This is a genomic window from Streptomyces sp. P1-3, assembly GCF_050613155.1.
Taxonomy (GTDB): Bacteria; Actinomycetota; Actinomycetes; order Streptomycetales; family Streptomycetaceae; genus Streptomyces.
The window spans coordinates 7,814,237-7,828,176 of sequence record NZ_CP192512.1 but is presented as its reverse complement, the minus strand read 5'-3'; the positions used below and the strand labels follow the sequence as shown (position 1 = coordinate 7,828,176).

Below are 13,940 nucleotides of genomic sequence, written 5' to 3'. Positions count from 1 at the left end.
GAGTTCGCGGAAACTGGAAGTTCTTCAGCACGAACCCGAGGGTCCGAGTCGTCATTCTCAGGGATGAAACCGCGGGTTCTTGGCAAAACCGTTGGGCGGGTGATGAGGCCGGGCTTGGACCCCAGGAGGCGACTGACCCGCCGGTAGGTCGTCAGGGGTCGGGGTTATCTGGGGTTTCTGAAAGATACCCACACGTCAGGCCGCTGGTTGTTGATGCAGGCACGTGGGGCACGCTAGCCAGGCAGGTGGTTCCGTCGCACCTGCCTGGTGGGCCACGAGCTCATGTACGTGTGGCTTTCCCAGCCTCAGCCGTGTGCGAGATCTCCCATGAGGGTGTCGTCACCGCCGGTGTCGCGGCACTCACCGTGTCCCACACCATGTGTGTCGCTTTACGCGGGGACTCGGCCGCCGGTACGCGTTGTGCCCATGTGATCCATCGTGTCTCTTTCACCAACCTACGAATGACGAAGGTCACGCTGTCCCGATCCCCCGGAGCGCATTCCGCAGGATGTCGGGGAAGGGTGATCCCCAGGCCGCCCAGTCTTCCAGATCGCGCCGACCACCGAGGGTGATGTCCTGGGGTCGGCAAGGCCCGAGCAGGCGCGGAGTAGGCAGTGCTCCGCCCACGGAACGGTGTCCTGGTCTGGCCAGCAGATCCTGTGGCAGGACGAGATTCGCGCTGGCTCGGGATGCTCTACGGACTGCGGGATGGAAGCATTGAACGCGTAATCGACCGGCACGCTGGTAGCGAACGGGAGGATGCGATAAACCTCCGTGACCCCGACGCCACGACGGCGGCAGCCCTCGAACGGATCCGGCAGGTCCCGTTCCTCGGCGACTTCGCCGAACCGCTGCCGAGGCTTACCGAGCCCGGTGCTGCGGGCGGTAAGGAGGGCGTCGAGAGGACTTTTCGGCGGTTCAGCGGGCTTCTCGGCGAGCAGACGGACGCGGTGCGCCTGCGCTTCCGCGTCGTGGACGACGGCGGGGAGAACTGCTGGTGCATCGAGGCCGGGCCGGAAGGCAACCGCGTCACCGGCGACGTTGGCACGCGGGCCGACGTCGAGGTCATCGTCGACGACGGGACCTGGGCCGCTTTGGCGGAGGCGCGCATGTCACCTCTGGAGGCGTTCGGGCTGGGTCGGATGCGAGTGCGCGGCGATGTGAACGTCGCCTGGCGCGTCGTGCGGCGACTGCATCGTGCGGCGGCCAACGGTTCCGAGGGGAGATGAGGCCAATGCCAAGCACCAAAGGCACCGTGAGCTGCGTCCAGGTCGGCGATGACTACGGTTTCACCACAGTCGTAGAGCCAGGTACAAGCAACCAGGAGACGTTCATCCTCTGGTGGAGCGGTGTCGCGACACCCGCAGATCCCGCTGTTCACGTGCGGATCATCCAGAGCGACTGGGTGTCCCTGCTGCGGCAAGCGATGGCGGACGGTCTTCCTGTCACCATCGGGTCCCCAGAGGACTCCGCTCTGGTCCTCGGCGTCCAGCTCGACTCGACCTGAGGGCCGCGGCTGCGGGGAGGTGCGATGAGCATCAGGCGAGCCAGGGTCGCCGAGGAGGCGGACCACTGGTATGTCGACAAGCTGAGCGATCGGCGCATGTGGTTCCGGCCAAAGGCTGACGAGATGACAGTGACCCTCAGCCAGGCAGCCGACAACGACGTGCTGTCGCGGCTTGTGCAGGCGGCTCCGGTTCGGTCGGTCAGCCGCGGCGCGAACCCACGCCTGGGCTTCGCCGCAATATATGTCCGCCCGGCAGCCGACGTGACAGCCGTACGGAGCTTGCCCGAGGTGGCGAATGCCCTGCCGGTGATGGTCGACCCTGAGGGCCTGTCCCGGTATTTCCTTCCGGACGAGTTGACCGTGCAGTTTCGCGAGGACGTCGACTCGGCGCGCGCGGAGGAGATCATCCGCGGGTTGGGCAGTGAGGTAGTCGTCCGGCAGCGCACACCTGGCTACTACACCTTGGCAGTCCCCGAGGGCGCGGGCCTGCCTGTTCGGCACTATCCGTCGTTTCGCCGCACTGCCCGAGGTGATGTTCGCCGAACCGAGTGAGGCGGGCTTTGATGACCTATTGGCCTACACGCCGAACGACCCGGATTTCCCGCTGCTGTGGGGGATGCACAACACCGGCCAGGAGGCGAACGGCGCCTCCGGCACGGCCAGCATCGATATCAAGGCACCTGAGGCATGGGACATGGGCCTTGGTGATCCCCGCGTCGTCATAGCCGTGATCGACAGCGGTGCGGATCTCGACCACCCGGACCTGAGCGGCAACCTCCTGCCGAGGAACAATGAAGACTGGAACTTCGCCGACCCCGAGGACCGCGTGCCGGACGACGTACGCGGGCACGGCACACACGTTGCTGGGACCGCCGCCGCGGCGGATAACACGGTCGGAGTCATCGGTGTAGCGCCCCGCTGCCGGATCATGCCGCTGCGCATCAACGGGAGGGCAGACCGCTACCAGGACAAGGCAGACGCCATCAACTACGTGGCTCAGCGGGCAGCGGCTATGCCTACTCTTCGGTTCGTAATCAACTGTAGCTGGCGCACGAGCGGCGACAACGCCGCCATTCGCAGTGCGATTACCAACGTTGTGAGCCGCAATGTCGTCGTGGTCTTCGCCGGCGGTAACGACAATACGAGCACGGACGTTACGCCGCTGTACCCAGGCGTCTACCCTCGAGTGATCTCGGTCGCGGCGATCGACCAGGACGGGGTCAAGGCCACCTTCTCCAATTATGGCAGCACCATCGACGTGTCTGCCCCCGGCGTCAACATCTACTCCAGTCTCCCGGATGACCGGTACGGGTTCGCTGATGGCACGTCGATGGCGGCACCACACGTTGCTGGGCTGGGCGGGCTCGTCTGGTCCGTGGCGCTCGGTCTAACCAATTTTCAAGTGCGGATGATCATCGAGGACAGCTGCGATGATCTCGACGCGCTCAACCCAGGATTCACCGGCCAACTCGGGAGCGGCCTGATCAATGCGTATCGAGCTGTCCGGCTGGCGCAGTTTGTGGCGGGCTACGTCCCCTCGATCCCAGCTCTGGCCTGAGCAAGCGGCAGGCCGCCGAGCAGTACCGGCGCGACCGCCTGCTGCCCTCGGGCAGCCGGGCGGCGATTTCGATGTGCTTCCCAGCGCGAGCGGTCGGGCAGGCAGTAACCGGTGGTCCGTCGACGCATCGCCGGATGTCACCAGCCACTGAAAGCGCGAGATTGGGACCATGGAAGCCATCGAGAACCTCCTGCACCGGCGGACCGACCTGTCGACATTCGTCGTTCACTTCACCCGAGCCACACCACCGGATTCGGCTTCGGGCAACCTGCAGAGCATCCTCCTATCGAAACGGCTGGAGGCGCGAAACGTATACGGGATGGCGGGGGAGCTCTCCAAGGAGTTCCCCGACGTGGCTGAGACGCAGAAAGTGGTGTGCTTCACTGAGACGCCGCTCGAACATGCCTGGATGATGTGCACACCCATCGAGAACCGCGAGTTCCAGTTCGAAGGCTACGGTCTGGCCTTCACCAAGACCTTCGCGCGACGATTTGGCGTCAACCCCGTCTGGTATCTCGACATCACGCCTGGCCACGGTGTTCCGGGAGGCCGAGACTGGCTTACCCAGCCCATCAATCGGCTGGTCCAGCGAGCAAAGGAATCAGCCGCAGCCTCAGAGGATGCGGATCCGGATCCTCCGACGCTGGCGGCAGCTGACATCCTTCGCCTCACCCCATTCATTGAACAGATGGGGCGAACCACCGGCGGCCGCAAGGAGTTCTGGTGGGAACGCGAATGGCGTTACGTCGGACATTTTTCGTTCAAGGCCGATGATATCGTCGCCGCATTCGCTCCCGAAGGCGATCATCAGAACCTGAAGGCCTGTCTGAGCACAGATCCCAGCTATGAGTCGAAGATGCCCGCGTTCGTCGACGCCAACTGGGGACTCGAGCGCATGATCGCTACTCTGGCTAATGTCGCAGCGGCGGATCTCGGTCCATTTCCAAGGTGATCAAGTCGAGTTTCGGGCCTCGATGTCGCCACGGTCGATCCCAGCGTGGCATCTGCGTCATGGCAAGAGCGTGCCATGACGCTGCTGAGATGCTGTTCCGCTGAGGCATCCGGTCGCTCTCGACAGGTCGGACCGGGCCTGGGCCGAGTTCGCGCGGGCCAGGAGGGACCGAGATGCCCTCGGGGTTGCCGGGACACAGGGTCGGGAATGGGTGAGACTTGGTGGCCGGTCCGGGCGACTGGGGTTCGTTCGGACCGGCCTAAGCTGCGCTCCAAAGCTGGTATGCAGCCAGCGGACAGTGGAGTTCTCCCGGAGTCAGGGACGGTTGAACTCCCCGCCCTGGGCACCGTCGAGGAAGGCGTCCCACTCATCCGGCCAGAACAGCAGCACGGAGCCGCCCGGATTCTTCGAGTCGCGCATGGCTACGGCGCCTTCTACGAAGGCGACCTCCACGCACGCTCCGTTCTGCGCACTGCGGGTGCTCTTGCGCCACACCGCACCGTTCAGGTCGACCTGGGGCGTCGCGCGCCCGGTCTGGTTGCTCATGTCTCTTGCATCTCCCTTGCGATGCCCTTCAGCAACGCTGTCGTTTCCTGTGGGTCGGGTGCTGCCGCCCGCAGCAGGTCGAAGCTCTGGGTGAATCTGCGGACGTCGCGTTCCTTCTCCAGATAGATGTTCCCGGCCGCGGATTCGACGTAGATGACCGTGGGTGTCATCGGACCGAACTCCAGCAGCGTGAACGCCCCCACCATCGCCGCGTGTGCTCCCTTGGCCAGCGGCATGACCTGGATGGTCACGTTCGGCAGGTCGGCCATGGCGACGAGGTGGTCCAGTTGCTCCCGCATCACCTCCTTGCCACCGACCGGTCGCCGCAGCACCGTCTCCTCAACGACCGCCCACAGCTCCAGCGGGCCGGATGCCTTCTCCAGCATCTGCTGTCGACGCAGGCGGAACTTCACCAGCTGCTCGATGTCGGTCTGGTCCATCGGGTTGCCCGAGGCCATGAGCGCCCGGATGTACGGCTCGGTCTGCAGAAGCCCGGGAATGACGAACGGCTCGAAGGAGCGGAGCGTCACCGCGTCGGACTCCAGTCCCGCGTACGTGCTCATGCCCGAGGGCAGCACGTCGTCGAACTGGGCCCACCAGCCCTGCTGCTGGGCGTCCTTGTGGATCTGCATGACCGCCTCCACTTGAGCCGTGTCGTCCACGCCGTACCAGGCCAGCAGATCCCTCACGTCCCGAGCCTTGATCGGGGCCTGCCCCGTCTCCACCCGGCTGACCTTGGACATGGAGCACTCCAGGTGCTCGGCCACGTCCTCGATCCGCTTACCGGCCTTCTCCCGCAGCCGTCGCAGCTCGGCACCGAGCTGACGCTTGCGGACGGTTGGACCGTTCGCAGGACTCATCGCCCCTCCTCACAACAACGCACGGACGGTGTTGCTGTACGCAAGTCTGCCGCAAGGCGCCCCCCGCCCGCTTCCGCCCAAGTGTTCGCATCCGTTTGGCTCGTTGAAAGTGAATATGCCAATTCCCTGACGCACTTGCGTGGGAGAAGTTCGTTCCTTCATTCTGGGGATGCTTCACGATCCGTAGTGCCCTCGTTGCTGATCGTTTGTGGCCAGGTGCGTTGCGGATGCCGTCCGAACGGAAGGAGCCCCTGGCGATGCGAGCGGTGCCAGACCAGACGCGCGAGCGGTGGACGGACGGGGTCGAAGCGCGTCCGATAGCTGCCGCCGTGGTGAGCGACCGGCATCTGTCCTTCACGGTCGATGCCGTTGAGGCGTCCGTGCCCGTCGCCCGCTGCGAGGTCGCCGCCCATCTGGCGATGTGGGGGCTGCCGCGCGGGTTGGCCGTGGTTGACACCGCCTTGATCGCGGTGAGCGAGCTGGTCACCAACTCCGTGCAGCACGCTGCCGATGCGTCGCCGACGGCGGACGTGGCCCTCGCCCTGGGCGGCGGTGAGCTGTCGGTGGCCGTGCATGACCGGGATCCGCAGCTTCCTCAGACGGTGGAGGTCCCGCACCTGGACGGCAGCGGCGGGTGGGGGCTGCGGCTGGTCGAAGCCCTTGCCGCCGAAGCGGGCGGACGGGTCACACCCCCCTGGACAGTGACGGGCTTGGCAAGACCGTCACCGTCCTGTTGCCCCTACCAGCACGTCGGCCGGCAGCGGCATGTTCCCCCGTGGCGCCGCTGCCCGCCGAGCCGCACCCCCGACACGGGGTGTGCGGTGGGCGCCGTCCCCTCCCTGCGGCGCCGTCGGCGGCCCCGCCCAGCCGCAAGTCCGCGGCGGGGCCGCCCCAGGACTCGACACGCGCTGACCAGCAGATCCGCCGCCACTGGACTTACCCCAGGAGAAGAAGTGCCCGAGCCGCTTCCGCAACAGCTGCCGTTCAGCATCGTGTTCGACACCGCCAAGCAAGAGCTCGTGCTGTGGACGACGCACGGTGTTCCACCGCGGCAGACCACGCGGCGCAAGGCCATCCCCACCCCGGTAGATCTGGTGATCGCGGTCGCCGAACACCGCCACGAGGCATACCTGCAGACCCGGCTCGCCCAGCATCTGGCCGGAGCCGCCGTCCAGCATCTGGGGCTCGACCCCGATCGGCTGGAGACGGCTGTCCGTTCCCTGGCCGACCCGACACGCAAGGTCCCGCTGGAGACGCTGCTGCACGGTACACCCCCGCCCGGCACCGTTCCGGCCGGAGCCCGACCCACCCACACAGACCCCGGCCCTGCCGCCGGTGGGCGCCCGCCCGGCGAACCCGGCCGGTCGGCTACCCACCGTGGATCGGCGTCAGGTCCGGCATCAACGTCCGCCTGATGCCCGGGTATGACGGCGGATGCGGGGCCCGGCAGCACCACTCGGACCCCGGCACCATCCTCGCCGCACCGGCCGCGACGGTGCCGCGAGGAGGCAGTCCCTCGTGCGGACGAACCTGCGGCCGCACCGTGCGAGGACGGTTCCACTCCATCGAGTTGGCAGAGAGGAGGGAACGCACATGGAACTCCACAGTGACGAAACCATCGGACGGAAGCGTGAGGAACACCTCGCACCGCCCGCGGTGATCGAGCTGGGCGACGCAGCCGCCCTGACCAAGGGCAGCAGCAGTCAGAGCGTCGAGTCCAAGCAGACGCCGTACAGCTGACGCACAACGGCGGCGGCCTCCGAAAGGGGGGCCGCCGCCTCGCTGTCTGAACAGGAGTGATGAGGAGAAGAGTGGTATGGGGATGCGTTGGTTCGGTGGATGTGCACCCGGTGGTCGGGCGGTCGTCCCGCACGGCGCCCGGATGCTGTGGAGCGATCCGCCGCTGTGGACCGTGGGGCCGTGGCGTCAGAGGCTGGTGCACACCCGAGACGGGCTCGGCGTGCGGCTCGCCGTGTTCGGTTCCTGCTCGGTCGGCGAGGACGACTTCGCAGCGGCCTTGACCGCCCGCGACTTCGCGGCCGTGGCTGGCGCCTGGGCCGGTTCGTACACCGCCGTACGGCTCAATGCGGCCGGGGCGATCGAGGTGGTCACCGACGCCGCCTCCGCCTGCCCCATCTACAAGGTCAAGGCGCCCGGCGGCATCGTATGGGGGTCAAGCTCGCGGGCCCTGGCGGGCCTTGCCGGCAGTCGGCTGGACCCGCAGTGGCTGGCCTCGTACCTGCTGGACCGCCAAGCCCCGCGGGCAGACCGCAGTGCCTGGGCCGATGTCGTGCCCGTCCCGCCAGGACACCGGCTGACCCTGGACGCCGACGGTTCGGCGACCGCCTCGTCCTGGTGGACACCCACATCCCGGCCGTATGAGGACGCCCTGCCGCTGGTGTACCGGGCACTGACCGAAGGGGTACGGGCCCGGGTGCAGACGGCACAGGCTTCGACCGACCTGGCCGGGATGGACTCCACCACCGTCACGGTGATCGCCGCCCAGCACGGGCCCCTCACGGGCATCACCGTGCACCCCGAGGACATCACCGAGGGCGGAGACATGGCCTACGCCCGCGAGCTGAACACGCCCGGCCTTCGCCGGGTCCTGTTCCCGCTGCGGGCCGAACACCTCCCCTTCACCCCGGCCCCGGACCGGCTCCCGGCGACGGACGAGCCCGCACCGTCCGCGATCGTGTGGGCGATGCTCTCCGCACAGCTGCGGACCGCCCTGGAGGCCGGGTCCGTATGCCATCTGACCGGGGACGGCGGCGACAACCTGTTCCTGGCACCCCCCACCCACATTGCCGATCTCGCCCGCCGCGGGCGTCTGCTGCGGGTCGCCGCGGACGCCCAGGCATGGGCCCGCTTACGGAAGATCAGCCCCTGGCCGGTCTGGAAGTCCGCCCTGCGCGGGGATGCCGCCGGCCTGGCCCGCCCCTGGCTCGCCAGGCCGCCGTGGGTCACCGCGGCGGCGGTCGAGGCCGTCAGCGAGCCGGGCCGGGACGCGGACGCCGTGCTCGTGGCCGACGTCTGTGGAGCCGCCCGTCTCGCCAACGGCGATGTCCAGGCCGCTGACTCGCTCGGCATCGAGCTGCACAACCCGTACTTCGACGGTGCCCTGCTGGACGCGGTCGTTTCCGTGCCCTCGTGGAAGCGGTTCTCGGTGAGCCGCTACAAGCCCATGCTGGTCGACGCCGCCGGGCACCTGCTGCCGAAGGTCCACCGCGCGCGGGTCACCAAAGGTGTGTTCGCCGCCGACTTCCACCACGGGCTGCGGACCAACCTGGACCGCGTCTTGTCCCTGACCGACGCCCGCCTAGCGGCGATGGGCCTGGTCGACCCGACACCTCTGCGGGCCGCGGTGCACGGTGTGGCCCTGGGGGCGGACACGATCTGGCCCCAGCTGCTGACAGCGATCGGCGCCGAGATGTGGCTCGAAGCCATCGAGGAGGCACCAGCTGTCGCGTGGGGCCCGCAGAAGGAGGCAGCGGCGTGAACAGTGCGAACACGGTGTCGGTGACCACTGCGAACGCGGAGGTCACGATCGACTACCGCACGGGAAGCACCCAGTTGCGGCCCCTGACACCCGGCTCGGCCCCCGCCGGGGCCGGTAGCGTAGTGCGGCATGACGGCCCGGCCATCTCCTGGGGAACGTTCGAAGTCTCCGCCGTTCTCCCCACCCCCGACCCGGTCCCGCTGCGGTGGCGGATTGGGGCCGTGCCAGCCGTGGCGTTGACCGCCGCGGTCATGCTGATCGGCCCCCAGCGAGGCCGCTTCGCCCGCATGGTGCGGCTCGCCTGCGCAGGCCGAGCCCTCCCAGCAGCCAACGACCAGCAGGCGGTGTACGCGGTGCGGGCCATGCGCCGGGCAGCCGCGGTCATCCCCGCCAGCTGGGCCTGCCTGGAGCAGTCCACCGCTGCGGCCGTCCTCCTCGCCCTGGCCGGACGGCGAGCCGAGTGGCGCCACGGCGTCGCCACCGACCCGGTACGGCTGCACGCCTGGATCGCCGACTCAGCAGGACACCCCGTCGAAGAACCGGCCGACACCGCCCTCTACACCCCGACCTACACGCCAGACGGCCCCAGTCCTGCCAACCAGCAGGGGCCGGAAGGGACCACAACATGAGCAGCCCGCACATCCTTCTACCCGGCGACCAGCTCGCCCTAGGCCAGCCACGTCACGAGATGCTCGCCGAGTACCACAAATGGGAGAACGACCCCGGCACAATCCTCGGCTACGGCAACCAGTTCCCCCAATCCTGGGAAGTCCGCGTGGCCGGATGGGAACGCCAGCGCGGCAACCACAACTACCCACAGTTCGAGGTCGTACGCGTAGAGGACATGACGCCGATCGGCATGACCGTGCTGACCGTCAACCAGTTCGTCCGCACCGCCGAGTTCGTCATGGTCCTCGCACCCGAAGCCCGCGGGAAGGGCTACGCGGCCGAAGCCGCCCGCCTCACCCTCGACTGGGGCTTCCACCTCGGCGCCCTCCGCATGATCTGGCTCAAGGTCCTCGAACCCAACCAAGCCGGCATCACCGCGTACGAGAAGGCCGGCTTCAAGCCCTCCGGACGGCTGAGGCAGTCCGGCTACTGGCTCGGCCAGCCCGTCGACGAACTCCTCATGGACGCCCTCCCCGCCGACTTCCCCGGCCCCTCGGCCATCCGCGCAACCCAAGCCACCGACACCCCCTGACCAGCGCAGACGCACACCGGGGGTGGGCTGCAAGGAATACGTCCGAGGCGGGTCCTGGTGCGGCGGGTACGTGGACATCGTTATGCCCACCGACCGACGCGGTGACAGGCACAGCTGGCACGACGCCATCCGGGGTCTGATCGGTCCACATCGAGACGCATGTTCGAATCCGTCGCTACGGCCGGTCACACCATACGAATCAACGACCCGCGAAATACGGGCCTCGACGCAAGGCCAGTGACCTAGCGAGCCGTCCGAGCCTCTGACGTGCGGAAACATCGTCGGTTAGGGCTTCCAGCAGCCGTTAAGTCACTGGCATTGAGGCTAAGCCGGTAGGAGCTCTCAGCCGACCCAGAACCACCCCCGGACGCGGCCCCGGCGGACTGCCTGCGATGCGTCCATTCAGATCTGCGGCGGAGCGATGCCGAGAGTATGGGTGTGTCCGCCCGCGATGGCGGCCACCTTCCTGAGGCCGAGCATCTGTTTTGGCTTGAGCTGGTCGACGGTGGTGCCATCCCCCAGCTGTCCGAATGCGTTGTTGCCCCAGGCCCACACGTCGCCGCCATTGGTGAGCGCCAGGCTGTGGAAGGCGCCAGCGGCGATGGCGGTCACCGTGACGAGGCCCGGCACCCGTTTTGGCTTGAGCTGGTCGACGGTGGTGCCATCCCCCAGCTGTCCCCACTTGTTGTCGCCCCAGGCCCACACGCTGCCGTCGTTTTTGAGCGCCAGGCTGTGGCCGCCCCCGGCTGCGATGGCCACCACGTCCTTGAGGCCCGGCACCGGTACCGGCTCGGATCGGAGTGTAGTGTCGCCGGTCCCCAGTTCCCCGTATGCGTTGCCGCCCCAAGCAGCCACCCAGCCATAACTCGTGAGTGCCAGGCTGTGGCAACCTCCAGCGGCGATAGCAACCACATCGGGAACGTCTACCTGGACTGGGCGTGGAGCCTTGTAGCTATACGGCCAGATGCTGAAATAGTCCGGGTCGCCCACCTGCCCGGATGTGTTGGGGCCCCAAGCGTACATATAGCCCTGCTGGTCTAGCACCAAATTGTGGTAGCTGCCGGCGGCGATGGCAATGACCGGCGCGATTGTATCGTGGTAACCCAATACCAATACTGGCGTCGGCCTGCCCAGTGTGTCGCCCACGCCCAGTTGTACCTCATCGTTGGCACCCCAGGCCCACACCAGGCTGTCAGCGGTCAGCGCCAGACTGTGGTTCCAACCAGCGGCGACGTCGACTACTCCACTGAGGCCCGGCACCTGATGTGGCGTGAGTCTATCGGTAGTGGTTCCGTCTCCCAGCTCTCCATCGTTGTTGTCGCCCCAGGCCCAAACAGTTCCATCAGTCTTAACCGCCAAGCTGTGCGAGCTGCCAGCGGAGATGGCTGCTACCTCGTCAAAGGCTGGCCCTCGGGGGGACTTCACCACAGGTACCGGGGTGTGCCTGGCATTAGTGCTGCCATCTCCCAGCTCCCCCCACTTGTTATTGCCCCAGGCCCACGCCTGGCCCAATTTCACGAGCTCTAGTTGACGGCAATGCCCGAATGTCTGCACGAAAATGAAGCCACCATCCGGTGGAACAGGATTTCCATCGGCGTCAAAGAGTGGGTTACCATTCTGGTCCTTGAGGATCGGGTTGGCCTCGGGGACGCCCGGGATGACTGCAACACCCGTCTCGTTATACTCAGGATTGAGTAGGGTCATCCGGTGAGGATGACTCTTCATCCACTCCGCGACTGCATGTCGGGGTGTGATCTTATTGACGTAGTTTCCCTTGTAGATGTCATTTCTGCAGTTCTCGTTTCTGGGCGGGTTTGCATTCACAGAACAGTATCCCGCGGCCTTGATTCGAACTTGCTCTGAACCTCTCTCGGGATTTTGGTGGACCACGGGTCCGCCTCCCGGTGGCCACCACTTGAGTCTCGCGGAATCCTTGGCATGCTGAAGCGCCTCAGCCCGCAGCTTCGGATTGAGACTCAAAGGCGGCGAACCAACCACTGCGCGTTGTTCGTTGATTAGGCACAGCACAGCCGACTCCGCAGCGGCCTGAGACAGTTGGGCAACCGGCGTGTCGGCGTAAACGCATGGCATCGAAGACTCCAGGGATCGAACATTGTCGCCATCGCATGTGCGGCGGTACGGCCAATATGACGCGTTCGAAAGCAACTGCGCTCGTACAGAACGGGTTGGTTGCTCCATCCGGTGGCGGGGACAGATCTCCCAGGCCATGGCAGGCTGCTGCACACGGCCGATAGACGGCTGGCCCGCGGATGCCAGGCTCACAAGCTTGCCCAAGTGCGGCCGAACGGCGGCGAAGGCCAACTCCTATCTCGCTGCCATCCCCATCCGGGGGTCGGGCCGAAAGAAGCGGCCTAGGCGCCATGCGAGTGACTTAACGGCTGCCGGAAGCCCTAACCGACGGTGTTTCCGCACGTCAGAGGCTCGGACGGCTCGCTAAGTCACTGGCATTGGGCCTAAGGATTGTCCCGCAATGATCTCCAGATGAGTGGGAGTCGGCCGCTGTGTGACGGTTGGCCTATCTGGAGAGGTTGAGGTTGTGCAGGCGGGCGACGCCGAGCAGGGCGGCGTACACCTCCTTGGCCTTCGCCAGATCGGCGACGGGGTGCAGCACGGTCTTGATTCCCTGGGTGGACGATCTGGTCATGGTCACTCCTGAGGTCGTGAACGTCGAGGGTGTCGGGGGCATCGGGGTCGTCGTGCCCCTGAAAATCAGGCTAGGCACGGACCCGGCGGCCGCCGCTTCTCGATTCCTGACGGGTCGCTCCTGACCGGTCGCCGTCACCCGGCGCCGCGCCGGAAGGCGGCCCGGTAGTGACTCGGGCGGCGCCCGGTGTGCCGGGCGAAGAGCGCGGCGAAGGTCGCCGGGTCCCGGTAGCCGACCGCGGCAGAGACGCCGGCGACGGTCCGGTCCGTGGACTCCAGGAGGTGGCGGGCGCGACGGACGCGCGAGGACTGCAGGTACTCGAGCGGACTGAGGCCGGTCTCGTCCGCGAAGCGCCGCAGCAGCGTGCGGGTGCTGACATGGAAGGTGTCCGACAGCGCGGCGAGGTCGTAGCGGGCGGTGAGGTGCTGATCGAGGTGGCGCATCACCCGGTGGGAGAACTCGTGTCCGGGCCGCGGCAGCAGCCTCGCGTCGACGTACGGAGTCTGCGACGTGCGCGCGTCGTCGACGAGCGCCACCCGCGCGGTGGTCCGCGCCACGCCGGCACCGCTGTGCCGGCGGATCAGCTCCAGAGCGAAGTCGTACATCGCGCTGAAGGCCGCCGTCGTCGTCACCCCCTGATCGGTGACGGCCAGCCGCTCGGGCCGCACTTCGGCGTCCGGACAGCGCCGGGCCAGTTCGTCCGCGAACAGCCAGGACGTGGTGGCCCGGCGACCGTCGAGCAGCCCGGCCTCTGCGAGCAGGAACGCGCCGACGCACAGGGAGACCACGGCCCGGCCCTCGGCGGCGTGCGCGCGGATCGCCGCGATCTCCGCGGCGAGCTGCGCGAGCCTCGCGTCCAGGTCCAGGCCCGGCAGCAGCTCGAAGCCCGGCACCACCAGGACGTCGGCCTCGCGCAGCGGCGAGACGGCCAGTGCCGCGCCGCCCGATGCGGCGACACGACGCCGGGGCGAGACCACCGTCACCTCGTAGCCGGCCCGGTCCGGCCCCGCCACGTGCGTGGCCATCGTCAGCAGATCGGGCACGCCGAACACCTCGGACGCGAAGCAGCCCGGATAGGCCAGGACCGCGATCCGCAGCGCGCTCACATCCGCCTCCTCAAGCCCGGTCGACTGATGGCGAGATTACCTTCAC

General features: G+C 67.2%; 15 protein-coding genes. 10 read left to right on the top strand and 5 right to left on the bottom strand.

Features of this window, described 5'->3' with window-relative positions; translation table 11 throughout:
• The first annotated feature begins 689 nt into the window (after window positions 1–689).
• The 5 genes from ACQUSR_RS33555 to ACQUSR_RS33535 all read left to right on the top strand — a co-directional run bounded on the left by ACQUSR_RS33555 (window position 690) and on the right by ACQUSR_RS33535 (window position 4,017).
• Window positions 690–1,229, top strand: coding sequence for an SCP2 sterol-binding domain-containing protein (locus ACQUSR_RS33555; RefSeq protein WP_431047145.1), 540 nt, complete (start codon window positions 690–692; stop codon window positions 1,227–1,229).
• 152 nt (window positions 1,230–1,381) lie between these two features.
• Complete coding sequence (locus ACQUSR_RS33550; protein ID WP_431047143.1) at window positions 1,382–1,507, top strand: hypothetical protein; 126 nt, start codon at window positions 1,382–1,384, stop codon at window positions 1,505–1,507.
• A gap of 24 nt (window positions 1,508–1,531) precedes the next feature.
• Window positions 1,532–2,059 (top strand): hypothetical protein, encoded by a 528-nt coding sequence (locus ACQUSR_RS33545; RefSeq protein WP_431047141.1) that lies wholly within the window; start codon window positions 1,532–1,534, stop codon window positions 2,057–2,059.
• Window positions 2,040–3,065 carry a S8 family serine peptidase gene (locus ACQUSR_RS33540; protein ID WP_431047994.1) on the top strand — a complete coding sequence of 342 codons (1,026 nt, stop codon included), beginning with the start codon at window positions 2,040–2,042 and terminating at the stop codon, window positions 3,063–3,065. Before ACQUSR_RS33545 ends, ACQUSR_RS33540 begins: the two co-directional genes overlap by 20 nt.
• Before the next feature lie 169 nt (window positions 3,066–3,234).
• Entirely contained in the window at window positions 3,235–4,017 is a 783-nt protein-coding gene (locus tag ACQUSR_RS33535) for an abortive infection system antitoxin AbiGi family protein (protein WP_431047139.1), read from the top strand.
• A gap of 315 nt (window positions 4,018–4,332) precedes the next feature.
• On the opposite strand, the gene ACQUSR_RS33530 is transcribed toward ACQUSR_RS33535, so the two are convergent.
• Window positions 4,333–4,563, bottom strand: coding sequence for a DUF397 domain-containing protein (locus ACQUSR_RS33530; protein ID WP_431047137.1), 231 nt, complete (start codon window positions 4,561–4,563; stop codon window positions 4,333–4,335).
• On the bottom strand, window positions 4,560–5,423 hold the full coding sequence (locus ACQUSR_RS33525) for a helix-turn-helix domain-containing protein (protein ID WP_431047135.1): 864 nt from the start codon (window positions 5,421–5,423) through the stop codon (window positions 4,560–4,562). Before ACQUSR_RS33525 ends, ACQUSR_RS33530 begins: the two co-directional genes overlap by 4 nt.
• A 257-nt stretch (window positions 5,424–5,680) precedes the next feature.
• Here ACQUSR_RS33525 and ACQUSR_RS33520 point away from each other — a divergent pair, with 257 nt between their 5' ends.
• The 5 genes from ACQUSR_RS33520 (at window position 5,681) to ACQUSR_RS33500 (ending at window position 10,123) form a co-directional block, all read left to right on the top strand.
• Window positions 5,681–6,838, top strand: a complete 1,158-nt coding sequence (locus ACQUSR_RS33520) for an ATP-binding protein (protein WP_431047133.1) — start codon at window positions 5,681–5,683, stop codon at window positions 6,836–6,838.
• A gap of 178 nt (window positions 6,839–7,016) precedes the next feature.
• On the top strand, window positions 7,017–7,163 hold the full coding sequence (locus tag ACQUSR_RS33515; protein WP_431047131.1) for an albusnodin family lasso peptide: 147 nt from the start codon (window positions 7,017–7,019) through the stop codon (window positions 7,161–7,163).
• Window positions 7,164–7,239: 76 nt separating this feature from the next.
• Window positions 7,240–8,922 (top strand): albusnodin/ikarugamycin family macrolactam cyclase, encoded by a 1,683-nt coding sequence (locus ACQUSR_RS33510; RefSeq protein WP_431047129.1) that lies wholly within the window; start codon window positions 7,240–7,242, stop codon window positions 8,920–8,922.
• Window positions 8,919–9,551 (top strand): lasso peptide biosynthesis B2 protein, encoded by a 633-nt coding sequence (locus tag ACQUSR_RS33505; RefSeq protein WP_431047127.1) that lies wholly within the window; start codon window positions 8,919–8,921, stop codon window positions 9,549–9,551. The genes ACQUSR_RS33510 and ACQUSR_RS33505 overlap by 4 nt, the downstream gene beginning before the upstream one ends.
• Window positions 9,548–10,123 carry a GNAT family N-acetyltransferase gene (locus ACQUSR_RS33500; RefSeq protein WP_431047125.1) on the top strand — a complete coding sequence of 192 codons (576 nt, stop codon included), beginning with the start codon at window positions 9,548–9,550 and terminating at the stop codon, window positions 10,121–10,123. The genes ACQUSR_RS33505 and ACQUSR_RS33500 overlap by 4 nt, the downstream gene beginning before the upstream one ends.
• Before the next feature lie 402 nt (window positions 10,124–10,525).
• Here the strand turns inward: ACQUSR_RS33500 and ACQUSR_RS33495 are convergent, their stop codons facing one another.
• From ACQUSR_RS33495 to ACQUSR_RS33485, 3 genes are all read right to left on the bottom strand, one after another.
• Window positions 10,526–12,214: a CAP domain-containing protein gene (locus ACQUSR_RS33495; protein WP_431047992.1), complete on the bottom strand. Its 1,689-nt coding sequence runs from the start codon at window positions 12,212–12,214 to the stop codon at window positions 10,526–10,528.
• 445 nt (window positions 12,215–12,659) lie between these two features.
• The gene (locus tag ACQUSR_RS33490; RefSeq protein ID WP_304460010.1) at window positions 12,660–12,788 is read right to left on the bottom strand and encodes a hypothetical protein; all 129 of its coding nucleotides are present in this window, start codon (window positions 12,786–12,788) and stop codon (window positions 12,660–12,662) included.
• 134 nt (window positions 12,789–12,922) lie between these two features.
• Entirely contained in the window at window positions 12,923–13,894 is a 972-nt protein-coding gene (locus tag ACQUSR_RS33485; RefSeq protein WP_431047123.1) for a GlxA family transcriptional regulator, read from the bottom strand.
• Window positions 13,895–13,940 lie beyond the last annotated feature (46 nt).